The 25169-nt window shown below is 66.4% G+C and carries 22 protein-coding genes; 5 read left to right on the top strand and 17 right to left on the bottom strand.

Annotated elements, in window-relative coordinates:
• Window positions 1–10: 10 nt before the first annotated feature.
• Window positions 11–1126: an NAD(P)/FAD-dependent oxidoreductase gene (locus KUD94_RS05025; RefSeq protein ID WP_218238706.1), complete on the bottom strand. Its 1116-nt coding sequence runs from the start codon at window positions 1124–1126 to the stop codon at window positions 11–13.
• A 149-nt stretch (window positions 1127–1275) separates the two neighbouring features.
• Between KUD94_RS05025 and imuA the strand changes: the two genes are divergently transcribed.
• From imuA to KUD94_RS05035, 3 genes are read left to right on the top strand one after another with little or no spacing between them, the layout of a single operon-like run.
• On the top strand, window positions 1276–2106 hold the full coding sequence (gene imuA / locus KUD94_RS05030; protein ID WP_218238707.1) for a translesion DNA synthesis-associated protein ImuA: 831 nt from the start codon (window positions 1276–1278) through the stop codon (window positions 2104–2106).
• Between the two features lie 4 nt (window positions 2107–2110).
• A complete protein-coding gene (locus KUD94_RS14690; RefSeq protein ID WP_255569078.1) occupies window positions 2111–3397 on the top strand; it encodes a DNA polymerase Y family protein in 1287 nt (428 codons plus the stop codon).
• Window positions 3390–6704 (top strand): error-prone DNA polymerase, encoded by a 3315-nt coding sequence (locus tag KUD94_RS05035; protein WP_255569079.1) that lies wholly within the window; start codon window positions 3390–3392, stop codon window positions 6702–6704. The genes KUD94_RS14690 and KUD94_RS05035 overlap by 8 nt, the downstream gene beginning before the upstream one ends.
• 13 nt (window positions 6705–6717) lie before the next feature.
• Here the strand turns inward: KUD94_RS05035 and KUD94_RS05040 are convergent, their stop codons facing one another.
• The 10 genes from KUD94_RS05040 to scpA form a co-directional block, all read right to left on the bottom strand.
• Complete coding sequence (locus tag KUD94_RS05040; protein ID WP_218238709.1) at window positions 6718–7182, bottom strand: VOC family protein; 465 nt, start codon at window positions 7180–7182, stop codon at window positions 6718–6720.
• Window positions 7183–7187: 5 nt separating this feature from the next.
• Window positions 7188–7505 (bottom strand): DUF167 domain-containing protein, encoded by a 318-nt coding sequence (locus tag KUD94_RS05045; protein WP_218238710.1) that lies wholly within the window; start codon window positions 7503–7505, stop codon window positions 7188–7190.
• Between the two features lie 139 nt (window positions 7506–7644).
• Entirely contained in the window at window positions 7645–8043 is a 399-nt protein-coding gene (locus KUD94_RS05050; protein WP_218238711.1) for a type II toxin-antitoxin system death-on-curing family toxin, read from the bottom strand.
• Window positions 8040–8273, bottom strand: coding sequence for an AbrB/MazE/SpoVT family DNA-binding domain-containing protein (locus KUD94_RS05055; RefSeq protein WP_218238712.1), 234 nt, complete (start codon window positions 8271–8273; stop codon window positions 8040–8042). The genes KUD94_RS05050 and KUD94_RS05055 overlap by 4 nt, the downstream gene beginning before the upstream one ends.
• 78 nt (window positions 8274–8351) lie before the next feature.
• Entirely contained in the window at window positions 8352–10400 is a 2049-nt protein-coding gene (gene accC / locus KUD94_RS05060) for an acetyl-CoA carboxylase biotin carboxylase subunit (protein WP_218238713.1), read from the bottom strand.
• A 19-nt stretch (window positions 10401–10419) separates the two neighbouring features.
• A complete protein-coding gene (locus KUD94_RS05065) occupies window positions 10420–11952 on the bottom strand; it encodes an acyl-CoA carboxylase subunit beta (protein ID WP_218238714.1) in 1533 nt (510 codons plus the stop codon).
• Window positions 11953–11985: 33 nt separating this feature from the next.
• The gene (meaB, locus tag KUD94_RS05070; RefSeq protein WP_218238715.1) at window positions 11986–13017 is read right to left on the bottom strand and encodes a methylmalonyl Co-A mutase-associated GTPase MeaB; all 1032 of its coding nucleotides are present in this window, start codon (window positions 13015–13017) and stop codon (window positions 11986–11988) included.
• Window positions 13018–13024: 7 nt separating this feature from the next.
• Window positions 13025–13441, bottom strand: coding sequence for a type II toxin-antitoxin system VapC family toxin (locus KUD94_RS05075; RefSeq protein WP_218238716.1), 417 nt, complete (start codon window positions 13439–13441; stop codon window positions 13025–13027).
• Window positions 13438–13758: a hypothetical protein gene (locus tag KUD94_RS05080; RefSeq protein WP_218238717.1), complete on the bottom strand. Its 321-nt coding sequence runs from the start codon at window positions 13756–13758 to the stop codon at window positions 13438–13440. Before KUD94_RS05080 ends, KUD94_RS05075 begins: the two co-directional genes overlap by 4 nt.
• Before the next feature lie 77 nt (window positions 13759–13835).
• The gene (scpA, locus tag KUD94_RS05085; protein WP_218238718.1) at window positions 13836–15992 is read right to left on the bottom strand and encodes a methylmalonyl-CoA mutase; all 2157 of its coding nucleotides are present in this window, start codon (window positions 15990–15992) and stop codon (window positions 13836–13838) included.
• A 144-nt stretch (window positions 15993–16136) separates the two neighbouring features.
• On the opposite strand from scpA, the gene KUD94_RS05090 reads away from it, so the two are divergent.
• Together KUD94_RS05090 and dusA are read left to right on the top strand one after the other, a co-directional pair.
• Window positions 16137–16772, top strand: a complete 636-nt coding sequence (locus tag KUD94_RS05090) for a GntR family transcriptional regulator (RefSeq protein WP_218238719.1) — start codon at window positions 16137–16139, stop codon at window positions 16770–16772.
• A 140-nt stretch (window positions 16773–16912) separates the two neighbouring features.
• Window positions 16913–17881 carry a tRNA dihydrouridine(20/20a) synthase DusA gene (dusA, locus tag KUD94_RS05095; RefSeq protein ID WP_255569174.1) on the top strand — a complete coding sequence of 323 codons (969 nt, stop codon included), beginning with the start codon at window positions 16913–16915 and terminating at the stop codon, window positions 17879–17881.
• Window positions 17882–17909: 28 nt separating this feature from the next.
• On the opposite strand, the gene dld is transcribed toward dusA, so the two are convergent.
• The 6 genes from dld to KUD94_RS05125 form a co-directional block, all read right to left on the bottom strand.
• Complete coding sequence (gene dld, locus KUD94_RS05100; RefSeq protein ID WP_218238720.1) at window positions 17910–19670, bottom strand: D-lactate dehydrogenase; 1761 nt, start codon at window positions 19668–19670, stop codon at window positions 17910–17912.
• Window positions 19667–20806 (bottom strand): FMN-dependent L-lactate dehydrogenase LldD, encoded by a 1140-nt coding sequence (gene lldD / locus KUD94_RS05105; RefSeq protein WP_218238721.1) that lies wholly within the window; start codon window positions 20804–20806, stop codon window positions 19667–19669. Before lldD ends, dld begins: the two co-directional genes overlap by 4 nt.
• 19 nt (window positions 20807–20825) lie before the next feature.
• A complete protein-coding gene (gene lldR / locus KUD94_RS05110) occupies window positions 20826–21611 on the bottom strand; it encodes a transcriptional regulator LldR (protein ID WP_218239193.1) in 786 nt (261 codons plus the stop codon).
• Between the two features lie 97 nt (window positions 21612–21708).
• A complete protein-coding gene (locus tag KUD94_RS05115) occupies window positions 21709–23079 on the bottom strand; it encodes a TRAP transporter large permease subunit (RefSeq protein ID WP_218238722.1) in 1371 nt (456 codons plus the stop codon).
• Between the two features lie 11 nt (window positions 23080–23090).
• Window positions 23091–23729, bottom strand: a complete 639-nt coding sequence (locus KUD94_RS05120) for a TRAP transporter small permease subunit (RefSeq protein WP_218238723.1) — start codon at window positions 23727–23729, stop codon at window positions 23091–23093.
• Between the two features lie 34 nt (window positions 23730–23763).
• Window positions 23764–24819: a TRAP transporter substrate-binding protein gene (locus KUD94_RS05125; protein ID WP_218238724.1), complete on the bottom strand. Its 1056-nt coding sequence runs from the start codon at window positions 24817–24819 to the stop codon at window positions 23764–23766.
• Window positions 24820–25169: the final 350 nt, after the last annotated feature.

Genomic DNA, 25169 nt, shown 5'->3' on the forward strand with positions numbered 1-25169 from the left:
CGGCAGCGCCTCAGCGCGCACCCTCCACGTCCGACAAGACGGCCACGTAGTCGCCCAGTGCCAGGCAACTGGTGAGCCCGGGCGACTCGATGCCAAACAGGTTCACCAGCCCCGGCACGCCATGCGCGCTCGGACCCTGGATCAGGAAGTCCGCCGCCGGCTCGCCCGGCCCGCTGATCTTGGGGCGCATGCCCGCGTAGTCCGGCTGCAGCGCGCCGGCGGGCAGCTCGGGCCAGTAGCGGCGGATTTCGGCATGGAAGGCCTCGGCCCGGGCGGCGTCCACCTGCAGCTCGTCGGGGCTGTCCACCCACTGCACGTCGGGGCCAAAGCGCGCCTGCCCTGCCAGGTCCAGCGTCAGGTGCACGCCCAGTCCGGCGGGTTCCGGCAAGGGGTAGATCAGATGAGAGAACGGCGCGCGCACGCTGCATGCAAAGTAATTGCCCTTGGCGTGAAACGACCTGGGAATGGCAGCGGGCGCCAGCCCCTGGATGCGCCGCGCCAGCGCCGGCGCCTGCACTCCGGCGGCGTTCACCAGCAAGGCGGTGAGCAGCTCGCTGCCATCGTGCATGCCAAGCCGAAAGCCTTGCGCTGTGCGGGCGACGCTGTCCACGCGGGTGCGCAGCACCACCGTGGCGCCGCTGTGCTGCAAATCGGCCTGCAGCGCCAGCATCAGCGCGTGGCTGTCGATGATGCCGGTGGCGGGCGACAGCAGTGCGCCGTGGCAGCGCAGCGCGGGCTCGAGCGAGCGCACGCCGGCGCCGTCCAGCCAGCGCAGGCCTTGCACGCCATTGGCGCTTGCCTGCGCGGCCAGTTGTCGCAAGGCCGGCAGTTGCCGCTCGCTGGTGGCCACGATCAGCTTGCCGCAGCGCCGGTGCGCCACCTGGCGGCGAGCGCAGTAGTCGTAGAGCATGGCGCTGCCCTGCACGCACAAACGCGCCTTGAGCGAGCCGACCGGGTAGTAGATGCCCGCATGGATCACCTCGCTGCTGCGCGCGCTGGTCTGCGTGCCGACGGCCGCTTCGGCCTCCAGCACCAGCACCTCGCGCCCCTGCAGAGCGAGCGCGCGCGCCACCGCCAGGCCTACGACGCCCGCACCTACCACCACGCATTGCACGCTGTCCGCCATGGTTTGCCTCCGTGCCCGCATCCCGCGAAAAGCCGCCCGAAGAAGCGCCTGATTATCCGCAGCCGCTCTGGCAGAGGGTGGCACAATACTGTACAAATCAACAGTTGATTGCCACAACAGCCACAGCACCCAGCGCTACGCCGATGGTCATGTTTGCCCCTCGCCCCCTCGTTTCGGACGACCCGCGCCCTGCGCTCGCGTCCCTGCCTGCCCAGGTCTGGCGCGGCGGCACGCTGGGCGCGGCCGAAGGCGCGGTGCTCCCCAGCAGCCACGCCCCGCTGGACGCCGAGCTGCCCGGGGGCGGCTGGCCGCTGGGGGCGCTGGTGGAGCTGTTGCAGCGCCGCCCCGGCCTGCATGAATGGGCCTTGCTGCTGCCCGCCCTGGCGCAACTGGCGGAGGGGCAGCGCGGCGTGATCGCGCTCGTGGGTGCGCCCCATCTGCCCTTTGGCCCGGCGCTGGCCGCGCGCGGCCTGCCCGCCGAACGGCTCTTGTGCATCACCACCACAGCGCCGCTGCAGCGCCTGTGGGCCGCAGAGCAGGCGCTGCGCTGCCCCGATGTGCTCGCGCTGCTGCTGTGGCTGCCCCACGCGCAAGACCACGCGCTGCGCCGCCTGCATCTGGCGGCGCGCGGCCGGGCGCGGCCGCTGTTCGCCCTGCGCCCGCACGCCGCGCGCACCCAGCCCTCGCCCGCGCCGCTGCGCCTGCTGCTGGAGGGCGACGGCGAGAGCCTGAAGCTGGACTTGTTCAAGCGCCACGGCCCGCCCTTGGGCGCTCCGCTGCACCTGCCCGCCCAGCCGCCGGCCCTGCGCGCGCTGCTGGCCGCCAGCCGCCAGCCGCGCGAGGCCCCGCGCAAAGAGGCGCTGCAAACCCCGCACAGGCCGGCACCCGCGCAGGCGCTCGGCGCGGGCCTTGTCGATGGCAAGAGCTACAGGGCGCAAAACCACTCCGCGCGCCAGGCGGTACTGGCAAGAGCCGTTTGACGCCATGCACTGGATCGCCCTGCACCCGCGCGACGACACGCCCGAGGGCCGCCAACTGCTGGCCTGGCGCATGCTGACCTACACCCCGCGCGTGGCGCTGGTGGACGAGGCGGTGCTGATGGAGGTGCAAAGCTGCCTGCGTCTGTGGGGCGGCCCCCGGCGCTTGCTGGTCAAAATATTTGAAGAGAAAACGGCTCCGGCGCCCGACAGACATGCGCAAGGCGCTTCATCTTTGATAGCCCTGGCACGCCTGCGCCTGCCGCCCGGGCAGAGCGCTTGCACACCGCCCCACGCCCTGCCGCTGGCCACGCTGAGCGCCGCCCGGCCCCATCTGCCGGTGCTGGCCCGCCTGGGCTGCAGCACCTGGGGCGAACTGCGCGCCCTGCCCCGCGCCGGAGTGGCGCGGCGCCTGGGCGCGGCTCTGCTGGCGGCGCTGGACCAGGCTGAAGGCCGCGCGCCCGACGTCTACCCCTGGGCACAACTGCCCGAGCACTTTGACGAAGCGCTGGATCTGCCCCTGCTTGCCAGCACCACGCCCGAGCTGCACCTGGCGCTGGAGCACCTGTTGCTGCGGCTGCAGGTCTGGCTCGGTGCCCGGCTGCTGGGCGCATCGGCCATTGCGCTGCATTGGCGCTTTGACCAGCGGCGTTTGAACGGCGCAGAGCTGCCTCCCGGGGCCGAGCTGCAAATCCGCACCGCCCAGCCGGTGCAGCGCATGGCCCATCTGCGCCGCCTCATCGACGAGCAGTTGGCGCGCACGCCGCTGGCCGCGCCGGTCAACCGCCTGGGGCTGCGCGTGCTGCAGCTCTCGCCCTGGCAAGACCCTGCCGGCAGCCTGCTGCCCGGCGAGCAAGACCGGGGCGAGCCGCTGCACCAGCTGGCAGAGCGCCTGAGCGCCCGCCTGGGCCCCGAGCAGGTGCTGATGGCCCAACCCCATGCCGACCACCGGCCCGAGCGCATGCAGCGCTGGCTGCCAGCGCAGCAGCTGCTGTCTACGGCGCAGCGCGCAGCGCCCCCCGCCAGCGCCTTGCCGCTGGCCCCCACCTGGCTGCTGGCCACGCCGCAGCCGCTGGTCGTGCAGGACGATCGCCCGCAGTGGCAAGGGCGGGCGCTGGCGCGACTCACCCCCGCGCAGCGCATCGAAACCGGCTGGTGGGAAGAGCGCCAGGGGCCGCTGCGGCGCGACTACTTCATCGCCCGGGCGCCCGGCGAGGGCCTGCTGTGGATCTACCGCGAACAAGACCCCGGCGACGCCGCGCCGCGCTGGTATCTGCACGGCTTGTATGCCTGAGCCCGCCGCCCTGCCCGGCTACGCCGAGCTGCATGCAATCAGCGCCTTCAGCTTCGGGCGCGGCGCTTCGCTGCCGCAGGAGCTGGTGCAGCGCGCGGCAGAGCTCGGCTACGCCGGCCTGGCCTTGACCGACGAATGCTCGGTCGCGGGCGTGGTGCGCGCCTGGACGCGGCTGCGCGAGCTCAGGGAAGAAGGCCGCGTGCCCGAGGGTTTTGCCCTGCTCTACGGCAGCGAATTCGCCCTGCCCGGCGGGCGGCTGATCGCCATCGCACGCCATCTGGAGGGCTGGGGCGGGCTGTGCCGCTTCATCACCGCCGCGCGCACCGCAGGCGCCGCCAAGGGCAGCTACCAGCTTGATTGGCAGCGCAGCGACTTCAGCCTGCTGGCCGGCTGCGAAATCCTCTGGGCGCCCGAGCAGCCGACCGATAGAGCTATCGATACAGAAGCTGTCAGCGCTTGTATGGCAAGCGTTGCAGCCCGATTTGACCCCGAACATCTGTGGCTGGCCGTGGAGCTGCTGCGCAGCCCCCACGATCCGCTGTGGCTGGCCACGCTGCGCCTGCTGGGCGCGCGCCACGGCTTGGCGCTGGTGGCGGCGGGCGGGGTCTGCATGCACCGGCGCTCGCGCAAGCCGCTGCAGGACGTGCTGACCGCCACGCGCCTGAACCGCCCCGTGGCCGACTGCGGCCTGCAGCTTCAGCCCAGCGCTGAGCGCCATCTGCGCCATCGCCTGCTGCTCTCGCGCATCTACCCGCGCGCGCTCCTGCAGGCCACGCTGCAGGTGCTGCAGCGCTGCCGCGGTTTTGACCTGGCGCAGATCCGCTACGACTACCCGCAAGAGAGCCTGCCCGCCGGCCTCACGCCCAGCCAGGCGCTGCGCCGGCGCGTGCTGCAAGGCATGGCCGAGCGCTACCCGCAGGGCACGCCCGTGCAGATCAAGCGCTACCTGGTCAAGGAGCTCAGGCTGATCGCCGCCTGCCGCTACGAGATGTTCTTCCTCACCGTGGACGACATCGTGCGCTTTGCGCGCAGCCGCGCCATCTTGTGCCAGGGGCGCGGCTCGGCGGCCAATTCGGTGGTCTGCTGGTGCCTGGGCATCACCGCGGCCAACCCCGAGCATTCACACCCGCTGCTCGAGCGCTTCATCAGCCGCGAGCGGCGCCACGAGCCGCCCGACATCGACGTCGACTTCGAGCACGAACGGCGCGAGGAGGTCATCCAGTACCTCTACGCCAAATACGGGCGCGAGCGCGCCGCGCTGGCCGCGGCCGTCATCTCCTGGCGCAAGCGCAGCGCCATCCGCGCGGTGGGCGCGGCGCTGGCTCTGCCCCAGGCCTTGATCGACGCCTACGCCCAGGACCACCCGGGCTTTCACGAAGCGCCGGGCAGCGCCCACCTGCAGGCGCTGGCGATGCGCACTCTCGGCCAGCCGCTGAGCGAGCGCAGCGCCCTGCTCTGGCCCCTGCTGGCGCGCCAGCTCCTGGGCCTGCCGCGCCACCTGAGCCAGCACGTGGGCGGCTTCGTGCTCACGCAGACGCCGCTCACCCGTCTGGTGCCGGTGGAAAGCGCCGCCATGGCCGAGCGCTCCGTCATCCAGTGGGACAAGAACGACATCGAAGCGCTGGGCCTGATGAAGGTGGACGTGCTCGCGCTGGGCATGCTCAGCGCCATCCGCCGCACGCTGGAGCTGGCCAGCGAGCGCCGGGGCGCGCCCTTCACGCGCTACGACATCACGCCCGAAGACCCGGCCACCTACGCCATGGCGCGGCGCGCCAACACCGTGGGCGTGTTCCAGATCGAAAGCCGCGCGCAAATGGCCATGCTGCCGCGCCTCAAACCCGCCACCTTCTACGACCTGGTGGTGCAGGTGGCCCTGGTGCGCCCCGGCCCGGTGGCCGGCGGCATGGTGCGCCCCTACCTGCTGGCGCGCAGCCGCCGGGCTGCGGGGCGGCCTCTGTCTTGCGAGCGCTCGGCCCTGGAAGACCCGGCACAGCCGCCCCGCCTGGCCGGGGCGCTGGCGCGCACCCTGGGTGTGCCGGTCTTTCAGGAGCAGGTGATGCAGATCGCCATCCTCGCCGCAGGTTTTTCGCCCGGCGAAGCCGACGCGCTGCGCCGCGGCATGGCCACTTTCAAGCACGGCGGCAACGTGCAGCAGTTCGAGGCGCGCTTCATCGGCGGCATGGTGGCGGGCGGCTACAAGCCGGACTTTGCCCGGCGCCTGTTCGATCAGATCAAGGGCTTTGGCGAATACGGCTTCCCCGAAAGCCACGCCTGGAGTTTTGCGCTGCTGGCCTATGAAAGCGCCTGGCTCAAGTGCCACGAGCCCGAGGCCTTTGTGGCCGCGCTGCTCAACTCCCAGCCCATGGGCTTTTACACCCCCTCGCAACTGATCCAGGACGCGCGCCGCAACGGCGTCGTGGTGCTGCCGGTAGACGTGACGCAAAGCGACTGGGACTGCCGCTTGCAATGGCCGCAGGGCATGGAGGCGAGTTTCAAGCAAAATACGCCCCAAACGCTTGATGGGCAAGCGCAAGCAGCTATTGCAACTGAAGCAAATACCGCCGCCCGCCCCGCCGTGCGTCTGGGGCTGCGTCTGGTGGGCTCGCTCAGCCGCGAGGCCGGCGTACGCATCGTGCAGGCGCGCACGCTGCAGCCCCTGACCAGCACCGAAGACCTCGCGCAGCGAGCGCAGCTTGACCGCGGCGATCTGAACGCCCTGGCCGCAGCCGATGCGCTGGCGGGCCTGGCAGGCCACCGACGCCAGCAAGCCTGGGATGCGGCCGCGCTGCACGTCGCCCCCCGACTGCTGCAGGGCGCGCCGATGGACGAGCCGCCGCTGTCCCTGCCGCCGGCCCCCGAGGCCGAGGAAATCATCCACGACTACGCCGCGCTGGGCCTGACGTTGCGCCGCCATCCGCTGGCGCTGCTGCGCCCGCATCTGACGCGCCGGCGCTTGGCCAGCGCCGCCGCCCTGCTGGCCTTGCCGAGCGGGCGCAGCGTGCGCGCCTGCGGCCTGGTCACCGTGCGCCAGCGCCCGCAGACCGCGGGCGGCACGGTCTTCGTCACGCTGGAAGATGAAACCGGCATCGTCAACGTCATCATCGGGGCCGAGCTGCGCGAGCGCCAGCGCCAGACCTTGCTGCACGCCCGGCTGCTCGCGGTGCAGGGCCGCTGGCAGCGCACGCCCGGCGCCGAACCCGCAGCAGGCAGCGCCGCCTGCCATCTGGTAGCCAGGCAACTGGCCGACCTCACGCCGCTGCTCGGCCGGCTTGCCGAGCACAGCGGCAGAAGCCGCGACTTTCGCTGAATCAGCCTCGCCCTCAACCCAGGGCGGCAAGCACCTCGGGCGGGGCCTGCACCAGCTCCAGCAGCACGCCTTCGCCGCTGATCGGAAACTGCTCGTTGCCCTTGGGGTGCAGAAAACACACGTCGTGGCCCGAGGCGCCCTTGCGTATCCCGCCCGGCGCAAAGCGCACGCCCTGCGCCGTCAGCCACTCGACGGCCTTGGGCAAGTCGTCAATCCACAGCCCGATGTGGTTCAAGGGCGGAATGTGCACCGCCGGCTTCTTGTCGATGTCCAGCGGCTGCATCAGGTCGACCTCCACCCTGGAGGCGCCGCTGCCCATGACCAGGATGTCTTCATCCACGTTCTCGCGCTGGCTCTGAAAGCTGCCGCTGGGCGTGAGGCCGAACATGTCCACCCACAAGCGGCGCAAGGCCGCCTTGTCGGTGCCGCCGATCGCAACCTGCTGTATGCCCAGAACCTTGAACGGACGATTTGCCATGCGCTTTACTCCTTGAAAATTTCATCGGCGCCACCCTGGCGCATCCAGACTGCCACCTGCTCGCGCGCGCGGGCCAGTTCCTGCTCCGACGCAAATTCCAGCCCCAGGCGCTTGCGCCGCGCCGCCGCGCCGGCCAGCAATTGCACCCGGGCGCGGGGCAGAGCAAAAGCCTGCGCCGCCCAGGCCAGCAAGGCGGCATTGGCCTTGCCATCGACCGGCGGCGCGGCCAGGCGCACACGCAGCGCCGCACCATGGGCGCCGGCTGGCCCGGTGCGCCGCGCACCCGGCGTGGCGTGGATGGACAGCACGAGCATGGACGGCATGGCCGCCATTGTCCGGCAAGCGACCCGCCTCGCAATTCAGCTTGCGCCCAGCCAGAAGGCCCAACGCGGCGCCCGCGTTCATCCCTCTGCGGCGAACGCGCCGGCGCACATCCGGCCGAGGCCTTGCGAGGAGCTGCGGTCAACGCGTCTGCAAGTGCTGGCGCAGCCAGGCGGCGAAGTCGGCTTCCTGCAGGTCGCCGGCGGCAAGAGCGAGGGTTTGCAGCACGCAATCAACATGGGGCGCCTGAATGCGGTAGCCGTTCAAGCGCAGAAAGAGCTGCGCCGCAACGAAGGCCGTGCGCTTGTTGCCGTCGATGAAAGGGTGATTGCGCACCAGACCCCAGGCATAGGCAGCGGCCAGATCCACCACGTCAGGCTGGCCGTAGGTGGCCATGTTCTGCGCGCGGGCCAATGCCGATTCGAACAAGCCTTCGTCGCGCAGCCCTGGCGCACCCCCATGTTCGGCCAACTGCTCCTGATGAACCGCGATCAGCACCTCACGCGGGAGCCAGCGCCAGCTGTCGTTGGCCGCCGTCATTTGGCCAGCTCACGCAGCACGTCGCGATACTCCTTCATGATTTCCCGCGCCAACGCCATCTGCTCGGCAAACTCATCGTCGTAGGGGCGCAGCGCCACGCCATCGGGCAGTTCGCTCAGAAAGAGCGAATCGCCCTTTTGCACCTTCAGGCGCGCCAGCACCTCCTTGGGCAGGATGACGCCCATGGAGTTGCCGATCTGGGTGACTTTCAAGGCAGTGGCGGCGGACATGAGAGACCTCACAAGCAAGTTATAACGTACGTTATATTTTAGGCCAGTCTTCGTCCTCGCGCCAGCCCGAGCCCCTGCTCATTCAAACTCGACGATGGGCTGGTCCACCGCCAGGCTCTCGCCCTGCGCGGCCTTGATCTCCTTGACCACGCCGTCGCTGCTGGCAAAGAGCACGTTTTCCATCTTCATCGCCTCGATCACCGCCACGCGCTCGCCCGCCTGCACCTTCTGCCCGGGCTGCACCGCCACCTGCACCAGCAGGCCGGGCATGGGCGAGAGCACGTACTTGCTCATGTCCGGCGGCGCCTTGTAGGGCATCAGCGCAAACAGCTGGGCGCGCAGCGGCGTGAGCACCAGCGCGTCGATCTGCCTGCCGTTGTGGATGATGCGCAGCGCCAGCGGGTTGCTGGCCAGGCCGCGCTCGACCTGGGCGGTGAAGCCCTTGCCGTTGCAGGCGCCTTGCACACGGATGCTGCCCAGGTGCGCGCTGCTACTGATGCGATAGCTCTTGTCGCCCACCAGCACTGCGCTGGAGCCCGATTGGTCTACATAGTCGGTGACGCTCACCTCGTGCGGCACATGCTGGCCCTCGGCGCCCAGCACCACGACGGTGAAAGCCTCGCCCACCTTGATCTCGTGCCCCACCATCTGCCCGCTGATGCCGCAGGCGCGCGCGCGGTAGCGCCGGTGCATGTAGGCGGCCAGCGCGACGAGAAAGTCGGGGTCTTCGTGCGGCACGTCTTCGGCGCGAAAGCCGTGCGGGTAGTGCTCGGCGATGAAGCCGGTGTTGAAGTTGCCGCTGGCAAAGTCCGGATGACCGAGCAGCGCCGCCTGAAAGGGGATGCTGCTCATCACCCCGCGTATCACGAAGGCGTTGAGCGCGGCGCGCATCTTCTGGATGGCGTCGGCGCGGTCCTGCCCGTGCACGATGAGCTTGGCGATCATCGAGTCGTAGTACATCGGGATCTCGCCGCCCTCGTACACGCCGGTGTCCACGCGCACGCCGTAGCGCTTGTCCATGTCGGCCTGGAACATGGTCTGCTCGGGCGGCTCGAAACGCACCAGCCGGCCGGTGGAAGGCAGGAAGTTGCGAAACGGGTCTTCGGCGTTGATGCGGCACTCTATGGCCCAACCCTCGCGCTTGACCTGCGACTGGGTGATGCTGAGCTGCTCGCCCGCGGCGATGCGGATCATCCACTCGACCAGATCGAGCCCGGTGATGCTCTCGGTCACCGGGTGCTCTACCTGCAGGCGGGTGTTCATCTCCAGAAAGTAGAAATCCTGGTCCTTGCCGACGACGAACTCCACCGTGCCCGCGCTCTGGTACTTGACCGCCTTGGCCAGTTGCACCGCCTGCTCGCCCATGGCGCGGCGCGTGGCCTCCGAAATGAAGGGCGAAGGCGCCTCTTCGATCACCTTCTGGTGGCGCCGCTGGATCGAGCATTCGCGCTCGTTCAGATAGATCACGTTGCCAAAGCCGTCGCCCAGCACCTGGATCTCGATGTGGCGCGGCTGCTGCACGAATTTCTCGATGAACACGCGGTCGTCGCCGAAGGCCGACAGCGCCTCGTGCTTGCACGAGGCAAAGCCTTCGTGCGCCTCCTGGTCGTTCCAGGCCACGCGCAGGCCCTTGCCGCCGCCGCCGGCGCTGGCCTTGATCATCACCGGGTAGCCCACGTCCCTGGCGATCTCCACCGCGTGTTCGGGCGAATCAATCGCCTCATTCCAGCCGGGGATGCAATTGACGCCCGCTTCCTTGGCCAGCTTCTTGGAGGCGATCTTGTCGCCCATGGCGGCAATCGCGTGGTGCTTGGGGCCGATGAAGGCCAGGCCCTCTTCTTCCACCCGGCGCGCAAAGCCTTCGTTCTCGCTCAGGAAGCCATAGCCCGGGTGGATCGCCTGCGCGCCGGTCTGTTTGGCCGCGGCAATGATCTTGTCGCCCTGCAGATAGGACTCGCGCGAGGGCGCCGGGCCGATGTGCACCGCCTCGTCGGCGAGCTTGACGTGGCGCGCCTCCTTGTCGGCGTCGGAGTACACCGCCACGGTGGCGATGCCCATTTTCTTGGCCGTCGCGATCACCCTGCACGCAATCTCGCCACGGTTGGCAATCAGGATTTTTTCAAACATGGTGTCTCTCCTTGCCCGATCACAGCGGCATGTTGCCGTGCTTGCGCCACGGGTTTTCCAGTTGCTTGTTCTGCAGCATGCCCAGCGAGCGACAGATGCGCTTTCTGGTCTCGTGCGGCTGGATCACGTCGTCAATGAAGCCGCGTGCGCCCGCGACGAAGGGGTTGGCAAAGCGGGTCTTGTATTCGGCCTCGCGCGCGGCGAGTTTTTCCGGGTCGCCCTTGTCCTGGCGGAAGATGATCTCCACCGCGCCCTTGGCGCCCATCACCGCAATCTCGGCGTTGGGCCAGGCCAGGTTCACGTCGCCGCGCAGGTGCTTGGAGCTCATCACGTCGTAGGCGCCGCCATAGGCCTTGCGCGTGATCACGGTCACCTTGGGCACCGTGGCTTCGGCGTAGGCAAACAAGAGCTTGGCACCATGGCGGATGATGCCGCCCCATTCCTGCGAGGTGCCGGGCATGAAGCCGGGCACGTCGACGAAGGTGATGATGGGGATGTTGAAGGCATCGCAAAAACGCACGAAACGCGCGGCCTTGATGGAGCTGCGAATGTCCAGGCAGCCGGCAAGCACCAGCGGCTGGTTGGCGACGATGCCTACGGGGTGGCCGTCCATGCGCCCGAAGCCGATGACGATGTTCTTTGCGTAGTCGGGCTGCAGCTCGAAGAAGTCGCCGTCGTCCACGGTCTTGAGGATCAGCTCCTTCATGTCGTAGGGCTGGTTGGGGTTGGCCGGCACCAGGGTATCGAGGCTCAGGTCCGCGCGGTCTATCGGGTCGCGGCTCGGTCGCACCGGGGGTTTTTCGCGGTTGTTCAGCGGCAGGTAGTTGTACAGGCGGCGCAGCATCAAAAGCGCCTGCACGTCGTTGTCAAACGCCATGTCGGCCACGCCGCTCTTGGTGGTGTGGGTGATGGCGCCGCCCAGCTCTTCGGCGGTCACGCTCTCGTGCGTGACCGTCTTGACCACTTCGGGGCCGGTCACGAACATGTAGCTGGAATCCTTCACCATGAAGATGAAGTCGGTCATCGCCGGGCTGTAGACCGCGCCGCCGGCGCAGGGGCCCATGATCATGGAGATCTGCGGCACCACGCCGCTGGCGAGCACATTGCGCTGGAACACCTCGGCATAGCCGCCGAGCGAAGCCACGCCCTCCTGGATGCGCGCGCCGCCCGAATCGTTCAGGCCGATGACCGGCGCGCCGACCTTGATCGCCTGATCCATCACCTTGCAGATTTTCTCGGCGTGGGCTTCGGAGAGCGCCCCGCCAAACACCGTGAAGTCCTGGCTGAAGACGAACACCAGGCGGCCGTTGATCATGCCGTAGCCGGTGACCACGCCGTCGCCCGGAATCTTGTTGTCCTGCATGCCGAAGTCGGCGCAGCGGTGCTCGACGAACATGTCCCACTCTTCAAAAGTGCCTTCGTCGAGCAGCAGCTCGATGCGCTCGCGCGCCGTGAGCTTGCCCTTGGCGTGCTGCGCGTCGATGCGCTTTTGCCCGCCCCCCAGGCGCGCAAGATCGCGCTTTTGCTCCAGTTGTTCCAGGATGGTTTGCATGCTTGGGTCCTTGCTTGTAGTCGGGTTTACTATTCAATTGATAGCTTGCGGCGCCTGCCCTGCCTGCGCTGCGAGCAGATTGCGTGCTGCGGTGCTGGCAGCGATGTGCCCGGCGACGACGTCGGCTTGCACTTGCGGCAAGAGTTGCTGCACCGCAGGGTGCTGACGAAAGGCGCTGCGCAGGCCGGCGTCGATGCGCTCCCACATCCAGGCGAGCGCCTGGCGCTCGCGCCGCGCGGCCAGTTCGCCATTGGCGCTTTGCAGGCGGCGGTATTCGCTCACCGCCGCCCAGAAGTCCTGCACGCCCTCGCCCTTCAGGGCGCTGATCGTCAGCACCCTGGGGTGCCAACGCTGCGGATCGTTCTGGGCATGCCTGGGGTTGCCTTGCATCGCCATGATGCGCAGGCTGGAGGTGATTTGCGTGCGCGTGCGGATCGCCGCGCGCGGGTCGATGTCGGCCTTGTTGACCACGACCAGGTCCGCGAGCTCCATCACGCCCTTCTTGATCGCCTGCAAGTCGTCGCCCGCGTTGGGCAGTTGCAGCACGCAGAACATGTCGGTCATGCCGTGCGCCGCGGTTTCGCTCTGGCCTACGCCGACGGTCTCGACGATCACCACGTCGTAGCCCGCGGCCTCACATACCAGCAGGCTTTCGCGCGTCTTCTCGGCCACGCCGCCCAGGGTGCCGCTGCTGGGGCTGGGGCGGATGTAGGCATGCTCCTGGCTTGCGAGCTGCTCCATGCGCGTCTTGTCGCCCAGGATGGAGCCGCCGGAGACGGTGGAAGACGGGTCTATCGCCAGCACCGCGACCTTCAGGCCTTGCTCGCGAATCAGGTACAGACCCAGGGACTCGATGAAGGTGGATTTGCCCACGCCCGGCACGCCGCTGATGCCCAGGCGCAGCGCGCGGCCAGTGTGCGGCAGCAGCGCCGTCAGCAAGGCATCGCCCTGCGCGCGGTGGTCGGCGCGGGTGGATTCCAGCAGCGTGATCGCCTTGGCCATGGCGCGCCGGCGCACCATGGGCGCACCATGCAGCAGGGGTTCGAGCAGCGGCGGGGTGCCCATGGGTGGATCAGAGAATTTCAAACGCGCGCCCGTCGGGCAGGCGGTAGCGTGAGAAGTCGCGCACATCGATGGTCCAGACCTGGGCGATGGCGGTTTCGCCTGCTGCCCAGACCAGGCTCGCGTCCGCAAAGTCCATTCGGGTACGGCGACCGTCGGTGTAGCGCTGCATCAGCGCGCGCATCTCTTGCAGATGCTCGGGATCGAACGGAAAGACCGAGACGCCGCCCTGCTCCACCCAGAGCAGCATGCGCGTGCCAATCTGCACGGGCAGGAAGCGCGAAGCCTCGACCACGCACGGCCAGGTGGTCGTGAGGTGCCATCCGGCGCGCTCTTGCTGCAGCAACTGGCGGTAGTGGTCATGGGCGATGTCGTCCTCATCGAACAAGGCGACCAGTGGGCCGGTATCGAGCAGCGCGACGTTCACTGCGCACCGTCCTCGTTGTCGGGCACCCAGGCGACGCCTTTCTTGCGCGCTGCCTGGTATGCCAGCCAGTCACGGCTCTGCGCCTCGCGCTGGGAGCGCAGTTTGTCCCGCAGGCGCTCGCCGGTGCTCAGCGGCTGCGCCGATGCATCGTCGGGCGCGGGGTCGGCTACGCGATATTGCGCCGCGGATTCCATGACCTCGTGATAAAGCTGCGCCGGGTCCTTGCGCCCCAGCGCGCGCTCAACCGCATCGATGATGAATTGCGATTTGGTTTTTCCCAGGCGGCGCGCGGCCTGCTCCAGCTCTTTTTCAAGCAAGGGGTCCATGCGAACGGAAACAGCCATGGTATGTCCTCCGGTTGAAATACGGTATTACTGTATCTCAACTACCCGGCTCAGGCAATCGCCTGCTTGATCTTTTCCAGCACGTCTCTGGCGCAAGCCGGTATCGGCGTGCCCGGGCCGTAGATGCCCTGGGCACCCGCCTGGTAGAGGAAGTCGTAGTCCTGGCGCGGCACCACGCCGCCGACAAAGACCACGATGTCGTCCGCGCCCTGCTTTCTCAGTTCCTCGATGATGGCCGGCACCAGCGTCTTGTGACCGGCCGCGAGCGTGGAGACGCCAATCGCATGCACGTCGTTCTCTATCGCCTGGCGCGCGCATTCCTCGGGCGTCTGGAACAGGCTGCCGATGTCCACGTCAAAACCCAGGTCGGCAAAGGCCGTGGCCACCACCTTGGCGCCGCGGTCGTGTCCGTCCTGGCCCAGTTTGGCCACCATCAGGCGCGGGCGCCGGCCCTGCGCCTGTGCAAAAGCGTCGATCTCGCTCTTGATCGCGTTCCAGCTCTCGGGCGAGTCGTAGGCGGCTGCGTACACACCGGTCACCTTTTGCGTATCGGCGCGATGGCGCCCGAAAATCTGCTCCAGCGCATCGCTGACCTCACCCACCGTGGCGCGCAAACGAATGGCCTGGATGGACAAGTCCAGCAGGTTTCCTTCACCGGTTTTTGCTGCATTTGTAAGAGCTGCCAGCGCTTGCTCCACCTTGGCTGCATCGCGTTTTTGCTTCAAATCGTTCAGGCGCGCAATCTGGCTCTCGCGCACCTTGACGTTGTCCACTTCGAGGATGTCGACGGGCTCTTCCTTTGCCAGCTTGTATTTGTTCACGCCGACGATCACCTCCTTGCCCGAGTCGATCAACGCCTGCTTCTCGGCCGCCGCCGCCTCGATCTTGAGCTTGGCCCAGCCGGAATCGACCGCCGCCGTCATGCCGCCCATCCCCTCGACTTCCTCGATGATCTTCCACGCGGCATCGGCCATGTCCTGCGTGAGTTTTTCCATCATGTAGGAACCCGCCCAGGGGTCGATCACCTTGGTAATGTGGGTTTCCTCCTGGATGATGAGCTGGGTGTTGCGCGCGATGCGGGCGGAGAACTCGGTCGGCAGCGCAATCGCCTCGTCGAAAGAATTGGTGTGCAGGCTTTGCGTACCGCCGAACACCGCTGCCATCGCCTCGATGGTCGTGCGCACCACGTTGTTGTACGGGTCCTGCTCGGTCAAGCTCCAGCCGCTGGTTTGGCAGTGCGTGCGCAGCATCAGGCTCTTGGGCTTCTTCGCATCGAACCCCTTCATGATGCGGCACCACAAGAGGCGCGCGGCGCGCATCTTGGCGATCTCCAGATAGAAATTCATGCCGATCGCCCAGAAGAAACTCAGGCGCCCGGCAAAGTCGTCCACGTCCATGCCCTTGGCGATGGCGGTCTTCACGTACTCCTTGCCGTCGGCCAGCGTGAAGGCGAGTTCCAGCGCCTGGTTGGCCCCGGCCTCCTGCATGTGGTAGCCCGAAATCGAGATCGAGTTGAACCTCGGCATGTACTTGGCCGTGTACTCGATGATGTCGCCGACGATGCGCATGCTGGGCTTGGGCGGATAGATGTAGGTGTTGCGCACCATGAACTCTTTCAGAATGTCGTTCTGAATCGTCCCGGAGAGCTGGTCCTGGCGCACGCCCTGCTCTTCTGCCGCAACCACATAGCCCGCGAGCACCGGCAGCACCGCGCCGTTCATGGTCATGCTGACGCTCACCTTGTCCAGCGGAATGCCGTCAAAGAGCACCTTCATGTCTTCCACGCTGTCGATCGCCACGCCCGCCTTGCCCACGTCACCGGTCACGCGCGGATGGTCGCTGTCGTAGCCGCGGTGCGTGGCCAGGTCGAACGCCACGCTCACGCCCTGCCCGCCGGCGGCCAGCGCCTTGCGGTAGAAGGCATTCGATTCTTCGGCAGTGGAAAAGCCCGCGTACTGGCGGATGGTCCACGGGCGCCCGGCGTACATCGTCGCCTGCGGGCCGCGCAAATAGGGCTCGAAGCCCGGCAGCGTGTCGGCATAGGGCAGGCCTTGGGTATCGGCCGCGGTGTACAAGGGTTTGACGGTGATGCCGTCGGCCGTCACCCAGTTGAGCCTGGCCACGTCGCCCCCGGGCGCGGATTTGGCGGCTGCCTTGGTCCAGGCGGCGAGGTCGGCGGATTCAAACGTGGGGAAAGATTCGCTCATGATGGCTGCTGGTTGGGGCGCGCTGCAGGGTAGGTGCTCGACGGGCAGACACGAGCGGCTCCAAGTCTGCCGAAATGCAATGGCAAGAGTGTAGCAGATTCCGTAATTATTAATTCATTATTTCATTTCAGGTACAGTGTGGCCATGTCCCACGCCACGCTGAACCACCGCGCGCTCTACGAAGAAGTGGCCGAGCAACTGCGCCAGCGCATCTTCCAGCGCGAGCTGGAGCCGGGCTGCTGGATAGACGAGCTCAAGATTGCCGAGGAATTCGGCATCAGCCGCACGCCGCTGCGCGAGGCCTTGAAAGTGCTCGCCACCGAAGGGCTGGTCACGATGAAGGTGCGCCGCGGCGCCTACGTGACCGAAACGTCGGAAAAAGACCTGCGCGACATCTACCACCTGCTGGCCCTGCTCGAAAGTGATGCGGCCGCCCAAGTGGCGCGCGGCGCCAGCGGCGCCGAGCTCGCCGAGCTGCAGACGCTGCACGACGAACTGGAAGGCGCGGCAGACCAGCACGAACGCTTCTTCGCGCTCAACGAACAATTTCACCTGCGCGTGCTCGAGCTTGCCGACAACCGCTGGCGCCAGCAGCTCGTGGGCGATCTGCGCAAGGTGATGAAACTCAACCGCCACAACTCGCTGTTCAAGCGTGGGCGCATCGCCGATTCCCTCGCCGAGCACCGCGCCATCATGGCTGCGCTGCGCGAGCGCAAGCCCGAAGCCGCCGCCCAAGCGGTGCGCGAACACTTCGCCAACGGCCTGCAGGCCGCCGGTTGACACTATCGATTTAATAGCTGCTTGCGCTTGATGGCAAAGCGCAAGAGGCCGAATTCGTTAAAATACGACCCCGACTTTCCCGACTGCCCGTGTCTGAAACCGCCCTGCCTTGTTCGCCCTGGCGCCTGTCCGTCGCCCCGATGATGGACTGGACGGATCGCCATTGCCGCTACTTTCACCGACTGCTCACGCGCCACACGCGCCTGTACACCGAGATGGTGACCACCGGCGCGCTGCTGCATGGCGACGCGCCGCGCCACCTGCGTTTTGATGCGCTCGAGCACCCCGTGGCGCTGCAACTGGGGGGCAGCGAGCCGGCCGAGCTGGCGCAGGCCGCGCGCCTGGGGGCCGAGTGGGGCTATGACGAGATCAACCTCAACTGCGGCTGCCCGAGCGAGCGCGTGCAGCGCGGCGCCTTTGGCGCCTGCCTGATGCGCGAGCCGCAGCTCGTCGCCGACTGCGTCAAGGCCATGGTGGATGCGGTGGACGTCCCCGTCACCGTCAAGCACCGCATCGGCATAGACCAGGACGAAAGCTACGCCTTCGTGCGCGACTTCGTCGGCACCGTGGCCGAGGCGGGCTGCCGGGTCTTCATCGTGCATGCGCGCAATGCCTGGCTGCAAGGCCTCTCGCCCAAGGAAAACCGCGAGATCCCGCCGCTGCGCCATGAGCTCGCTCAGCAGCTCAAGCAGGACTTTCCCGCGCTGTGCATCGTGGTCAACGGCGGACTCAAGAGCAACGAAGCCATCGCCGCGCAACTGGCCGTGCTCGACGGCGTGATGGTCGGGCGCGAGGCCTACCACAACCCCTGGCTGCTCGCTTCCTGGGACAGTACTTTCTTCAATGGTCCAGACCCTGCGCAAAGCCGCGACGCCATCGAACAAGCCATGACCGAATACATGGAGCGTGAAGCACGCGAACACGGTTCCTCCTGGCAGAGCATCGCGCGCCACATGCTGGGGCTGAGAAACGGCCTGGCAGGCAGCCGCCGCTGGCGCCAGGTCTGGAGCGACCATCGCCTCAAGGACTTGCCCGCGCGTGAAGTAGGCGCACGTGCCGCCCGTGGTGCACGACTGCACGCTCGGGCAGATCAGGCCGCCTTGCCATGACAGAGCGGCGGCCCGCCGACCAGACGGTTCAACCTTCGCGATAGCCCGCAGGCCAAGCTCCGGACTCATCGCAGCACCTGCCCCACCCGCGCAGCCGGGGTGTCTGCCCCAGGCCCGGGTTGAAAGTGTTGGTGGGGTCCAGTTCGCGGTAGAAATCGGCAAGTGCCGGCTTGGCCACATACATGTGTCCAACATTGTGCTCGGCCGGGTACTCGGCGCGCCGCTCGTCCAGCAAGCGCCACATGCGGTGCTCCATCGCAAGCGGATCTGCGCCCTTTCTGACGATGTAATCCTGATGAAACACGTGGCAGAGGAAATGTCCGTAATACACCTTGTGGAGCACATCGCGCTCGACTGCCTCGGGCAGACGCTCTACCCACTGCCGGTCGTTGCGGCGCAGGGCCACGTCCAGAGCCACGATGTCCTGAACCTGGCGCCGGTGTACCGCGCGGTAACGGATAGCCGCTCCGGCAACGGCGAAGCGGTGCAGAAAGGCCTTTTTCCCTTCGTGCGGCGTGCACTCGAACCAGCCGCCCGTATCGCTGGCGCCGAAAAAATCGGCAAAAAAGTCGCGCGCTGCATCCGCCGCGTCATTGGCCACGCGCACCAGCAGGTGGTGCTCGTAACGCTCGCGCCACTGGCTCATGCGCCTGGGCAGGTGGCCCGGCAGCAATCCGGTCACGAACTGCAAGGCATGGTCCGTCACCCCATGCAGGCCCAGACGTTCAAGCCAACCGTCAATGCGGCTTTTCAGGGCAAACGCGGCGGGAATGCGCGCCGTGCCGAAGTGGTGGATGAAGAGGAAAGTGTCCTTACCGTATTTTTCGCCGATGTCGTAGGCCGTGCGGTGAATGTATTCCCCGGCGATGGGCAGGCTCGGCAAGGCCGTCAGCAGATGGCGGCGTACCGCCGTCAGATCGTCCGGCGCATTGCTGCCGATATAGAACACCGTGCTTTCTTCCTTGGCGAAGGTGTCCAGCCGCACGGCAAACACACAGAGTCTGCCGGCCGAGCCCGAAGCCTCGAACAGGCGCGAGCGGTCCGCATTGAAGCGCGCCGGCGTATCGGCATCGACGGCCCGCACGTCCTGCGCATAACGGCGATCGGACGCCGCGCGCTGCGGATCGTGCGTGATGTCGGCCTCGCCGTAATCTCCCGCCTGCAGCCGTGTGAGTATTTCTTCCGGCGTGCTGCCGAGGGCAATCCCCAGATGGTTGACGAGCTCCAGCGTGCCGTCGCCGCGCAGGCGCGCATACAGCGCCAATTCGGTATACGCGGGGCCGCGCCGCACCAGCGCGCCGCCTGAGTTGTTGCAGATGCCGCCCAGCACCGACGCACCGATGCACGAGGAGCCGATCACCGAATGCGGCTCGCGCCCCAGCGGCTGCAGCACCCGCTCCAGACGATCGAGCGTGGCCCCGGGCAGACAGACCACCTGCGTCCCCCCGGCGATCAATTGCACGCCGGTGATGCGCAGGGTGTTGATCAGCACGACCTCGCGGTCATAGCGATCCCCGTCGGGCGTGGAACCGCCGGTCAGCCCGGTATTGGCCGCCTGCATGATGACGATGCGGTCTGCGGCCGTCACCGCCTGCAACACCTGCCACTGTTGCAGCAAGGTGGCCGGGCGCACCACGGCAAGCACACGGCCGCCGCCCGTGCGATGACCCTTTCGAAAACGCCGTGTGGCCTGCTCGCCCGTGAGCACATGGGTCGCACCGACGATCTCGCGCAGCAGCGCCAGCAACGCGCGGGCATCAGGCACCGCTGCGGGGCAAGAGGCGCTCATGCGGCGCACGCAAGCAGATCGGAAGTGATGTCCGCCACTGAGGCAGTGCTCGTGAGCGTCATGGCCACGCGCAACTCCTTCTCCAGCAGGTCGAGCAGGTGCTTCACACCGGCCTCGCCAGCTGCGGCCAGGGCGTAGATATAGGCGCGGCCGATCATGGCGCAGTCGGCGCCCAAGGCCAGCGCGCGCATCACATCCAGACCGCTGCGCACACCCGAGTCAAGCAATATCCTGATCTGCCCCTTGACCGCATCGGCGATCGGCGGCAACGCACGGGCCGACGAGAGCACGCCGTCGAGCTGGCGCCCGCCGTGGTTGGAGACGACGATGCCATCGGCCCCGAACCGCACGGCGTCCCTGGCATCCTCGGGATCGAGAATGCCCTTGATGACCATCGCGCCCTTCCAGAACGCGCGTATCCACTCCAGGTCCTTCCAGGCGATGGAAGGGTCGAAGTTCTCGCCCAGGTAGCCCATGTAATCCTGCAAGCCGGTTGGATGGCCACGATAGGCGGAAATATTGCCCAGGTCGTGCGGGCGCCCGGCCAGCCCCACGTCCCAGGCCCAACGCGGATGCAACACGGCCTGCACATAGCGGCGCAGCGCAGCCCACGGACCGCTCATGCCCGAATGGGCATCGCGGTAGCGGGCGCCGGGCACCGGCATGTCCACCGTGAACACCAGCGTGGAGCAGCCTGCGGCCTGAGCGCGTTCGAGCACGTTCTGCATGAAGCCGCGGTCTTTCAGCACATAGAGCTGAAACCACATCGGCCGCGTGATCTGCGGCACCACTTCCTCAATCGGGCACACCGAGACGCTGGACATGGTGAAGGGCACCCCGCAGGCATCGGCCGCACGAGCCGCCTGCACCTCCCCGCGCCGGCGGTACATGCCCGTCAGGCCGACCGGCGACAGCGCCACGGGAAACGCAAGTCTTTCGCCGAACAGTTCGATGCCGGTGTCCAGCCGACTCATGTCCTTGAGCACGCGCTGGCGCAGGGCCACGTCGGCAAGATCCTGCACATTGCGCCGCAATGTGTGCTCGGCGTAGGCGCCGCCATCGATGTAATGAAACAGGAACGGCGGCAGAATGCGCTGCGCTGCCGCGCGGTAGTCGGTGCCGCAGGAAATGATCATGGCAAGGCTCGCTGGTCGGTCAATCGGTGGGGGTTGCGGGCATCAGCGTCGGCGCCAGGTCCAGCGGCAGGCGCATGGAGCGCTCGCGCCGGGCACGATCTTCATCCATGCGCACGATGGTCGCGCGCACGTGCTCGAGATGCACGCCGATGCAAGCGCGGGCGCGCTGGGCATCACCCTGCACGATGGCCTGCATCAGGTGTTCATGCTGCTGCGTCAATTCCTGCAGGGTTTGCGGCTCACTCAGGCGAAACATGTCGTGGCGGTTGCGCTCTACGGTAGAGAGCACCAGGGTGAACAAGCTATGCATCACCTGCACCAGCACCAGGTTGTGCGAGGCTTCCGCGATCGCCAGGTGAAACTGCGCATCGGCCCGCGCCGCCAATTCGGCATGGCCGCTCTGCTGGTACTGCAGCATGACCTTGAAGCAGCGCTCTATGTGCGCCTTGTCCTGCGCCGTGGCGCGCTGCGCTGCCAGCCATGCGGTGCTGGTTTCCAGCGCGTGGCGCGTCTCCAGCACGTCGTAGCGATAGTAGGGGTCGGCATCCATCAGTCCCGCGATCGGGGCCATGGCGCCACGCAGCCATTCGGCCGTCGGGTGCGCCTGCAGGTAGGTGCCGTCGCCACGCCTGGAGCGCAGAATTCCTTGGCTCACGAGCTTCTGGATTGCCTCGCGCACCGAGGTGCGCGACACTTGCAACTCCTCGGCCAGCTGCCGCTCGGCCGGCAGGCGCTGCCCAGGCCGCAGCCCCCTCGACTGAACCAGGTTCAGGAGCTTTTCCACGACGTGATCGACAAGGCGCATGGGAGCGATGCTGGGGGATTGCAGGCGGTTCATGGCCTGCAATCATCAGGGTAATGACGACTGCTTGCAGGTGAACTCGAATGATCGCGGCGCTGCGTCAACCGCCCGGGCTGTACATCTGCTGCGGCAGCCACAAAATGAGTTTGGGAAACAGCAGGCACAGCGCCACCATGGCGACCTGCAGCAGCACGAAGGGAATGATGCCGATGTAGATGTCCCGGATCGTCACACCCTTGGGTACCACGCCCTTGAGATAGAACAGTGAAAACCCTACGGGGGGCGTCAGGAAGGAGGTCTGCAGCATCAGGGCGATCAGAATCAGGAACCAGGTCATGTCCGTGCCGTTCATCTTGATCACTGGCGCGAGCAGCGGCAGGACGATGAGCACGATCTCGAACCAGTCGAGGAAGAACCCCGCGACAAACACCACTCCCAGCACCAGCAGCACGAGCCCGGTGGGGCCCAGGCCCGTCCCCTTGAAAAACTCGGTGATCAACTCGTCGCCGCCTATCATGCGCAGCACATAGGCAAACACTGTCGCTCCGATGAAGATGGCAAAGATGAAGCTGGTGGTGAGAGTGGTCTCTATCCCTACCTGGCGAATCACCTGCCAGCTGAGCTTGCGATTGAGCGCCGCCAGCAAGATCGCGCCTGCCGCCCCCAGACCCGAGGCCTCGGTGGGAGTGGCAATGCCGAAGAAGATGGAGCCCAGCACCAGCAAAATCAGCCCGAAAGTCGGCAACGCGGACATGAACGCCATGCCCACCTGGCCCAAGGTCAGCTTCTGCGCGTCCGCAGGGCGCGGCGGCACGATGTCCGGGCGCACGACGCCGACGATGAAGACGTAAATCATGTACAGCACGCCCAGAAGCAGCCCGGGGATGACCGCACCCATGAACAGATCGCCCACCGAGATGGACACCTGATCGGCCATCAACACCAGCATGATCGAAGGCGGGATCAGTATTCCGAGCGTGCCCGAGGCCGCAACGATACCCGAGGCCATCGCCTTGGAATAACGGTGTTGCAGCATGATCGGCATAGAGAGCATCGCCAGCAAGACCACCGACGCCCCCACGATGCCCGTGGAAGCCGCCAGCAGGATGCCGATGACGATCACCGTCAGCCCCAGGCCACCGCGTATGCCGCCGAACACCTTGACGAAATTGCGCATCATCAGGTCGGCCACGCCAGAGCGATCCAGCATCAGACCCATGTAGACGAACATGGGCAGGGACACCAGAACCCAGTTGGACATGATGGCGTCGAACCGATCGATGATGCCGGAAAATTTCGCCCAGCTGGTCAGCAAGAAGGTGTCCAGCCCGAACTGCGTGGTCAAGGTAATTGCCACCGCCGTGAACAGCACCGACACGCCGGCCAGCAGCCAGGCTACCGGATAGCCGAGAAACAAGGCGACGATGAAACAGCCCATCAGAATGAGCGAGAGAACTTCGTAAAACGGCATGATGTGCAGCCTCAGCTCAGGGTTGTCGCGCCAGACGCCCGGGTACGCAGGGCAACCCAGACACGGGTCAGGCGGCCCAGTCCCGCCAGGGCCAGCAAGGCGAATGAACTCACGAGAAAGGATTTGAGCGCCCAGCGATAGGGCAAGCCGCCGGGAGCGGCGGACACCTCATTGAGCTGCCAGGAGGTGACTACGAACGGCACGCTGTACCAGATCGCGAGCGCCGTGAAGCTCAGCAGCAGAAACACGATGCCGAGCAATTCGATCCACAGCCGGGTCCGGTATGAAAACCGCTCGGCGAGCACATCGATGCGCACGTTGCGCTCGCGCACTTCAGTAAAGGAAAGACCCAGCATGAAGCCCACGGCATACAAGTGCCATTGAGTCTCTTCAAGCGTGATTGAACCCAGCCCGAAGACGTAGCGCAACAAGACCTGAAGCACGATGACGACCACCAGAATCGTCCAGAGGGCGGATGCAAATTCGCCAACCCAAGTTATCAACCGATCCACCGCACGTGAAAACCCGGTGACTGGCAGCGCGATGCCTGACGGACCCGCATCAGGTAGCCCAGGAAGAACTGTCGCCATGAAATACCCCGCAAGAAATTCCACCACCGGCGCCGCTTTGCGCCGGTGATGCAAGAGCATCAATTGAAGAAAGCGGCTGCGGCTGCGTGCCCGATCACTTCTTGTAATCGCGCGGCAGATAACCCAGGTGGTGCCACTGGGCGTTCTGCTTCTGGAAGGCGTTCATGCTCTCGAGCACCTTCTTGAACATGGCGTCTTTGGCGGCCTCTTCCTGCAGCACCTCCTCTGACGCCTTGGCGAAGGCGTCAAGCATGGTCTTGTTGAACTGCCGCGCCTTCACGCCCTCCTTCTCGAACTTTTCCAGCACCCCGCCCTGCAGGGCTTCCGCCTTCGCCAGAGCCATGGTCACGCCCGCCGTGCAGGTCGTCTCGATCTGCGCCTGCGTCTGCGGCTTGAGTTTGTTCCACGCGGCGATGTTCACGTACAGGAACTGATTGGTCGATGGCTGATGCCACCCCGGCATGTAGTAATTCTTCGCCACCCGCGCAAAGCCCAGTTGCTCATCTACCGTGGGCAGCGAAAACTCGGTACCGTCGAGTACGCCCTTTTCCAGCGCCTGGTAGAGCTCGCCACCCGGCAACATGGTGACCGATGCACCCAGCTTCTGGTAAATCTTGCCGCCCAGTCCCGCCGCACGGAACTTCAGACCCTTGAGGTCTTCGGGGGTGTTGATTTCCTTGCGAAACCAGCCTGCCGCCTCGGGACTGATCGAGCCGCACAAGATGGGGTAGACGTTGTGCGGCTTGTAGGCCTCCTTGAGCAGCGCATCGCCTCCGCCGTAGTACATCCAGGCGACGAATTGCGGTGTTTCCATGCCAAAGGGCACGGCGCCGAACAGCGCCGAGACAGGCACCTTGCCGATCTCGTATCCCATCCAGCTGTAGCCGGCCTCGACCTTGCCCGAGGACACGCTGTCGAAGATAGCCAACGCGGGCACCAGTTTGCCGGGCTCGAATACCTGCAGATTGACCGACCCGCCCGTCACCTTCTTCAACTGCTCGGAGACCCAGGGCATGGTGTCGCCCAGCGCGGTGAGATTGGCGCCGAAGGACATGGGAATGCCCCAGCGCACGGTTTCCTGAGCACTGGCTGCCAGTGCAGCGCCTGCCAGCATGGCCGCTACGACCGCGGTCTTCAATGGATGCTTCATGTGTAGGGTCTCCGAAGATGTTGAACCAATGTGAAGCGGCAGATCAGGACGATTTGCCGGACGAACCAATACCGCTTTTTGGTATTACCTTTGCGTGTTTCAGCGAAAGCAGCGGGATTTTTGCAAGGAACATCCGGTTATTTTTCGGGGTTTACCCGTATTTTATTGCAAAACCCGCCCATTTCTCTTGATTGGTCATACCACTTTACGGCTTGTTCTCATCCCATGAACAGGCATAGGCGCATCAAACGAAACGGGTCTTCACGCGTTGTCGGCGCAGGTCCGGTCGGCAAGCGGTGGACGCACCGTCTCACTCGGGCTCCAGGGCAACGCCGCGCCCTATCCCGAGG

Source organism: Comamonas sp. NLF-1-9, assembly GCF_019195435.1.
GTDB lineage: Bacteria > Pseudomonadota > Gammaproteobacteria > Burkholderiales > Burkholderiaceae_C > Comamonas_C.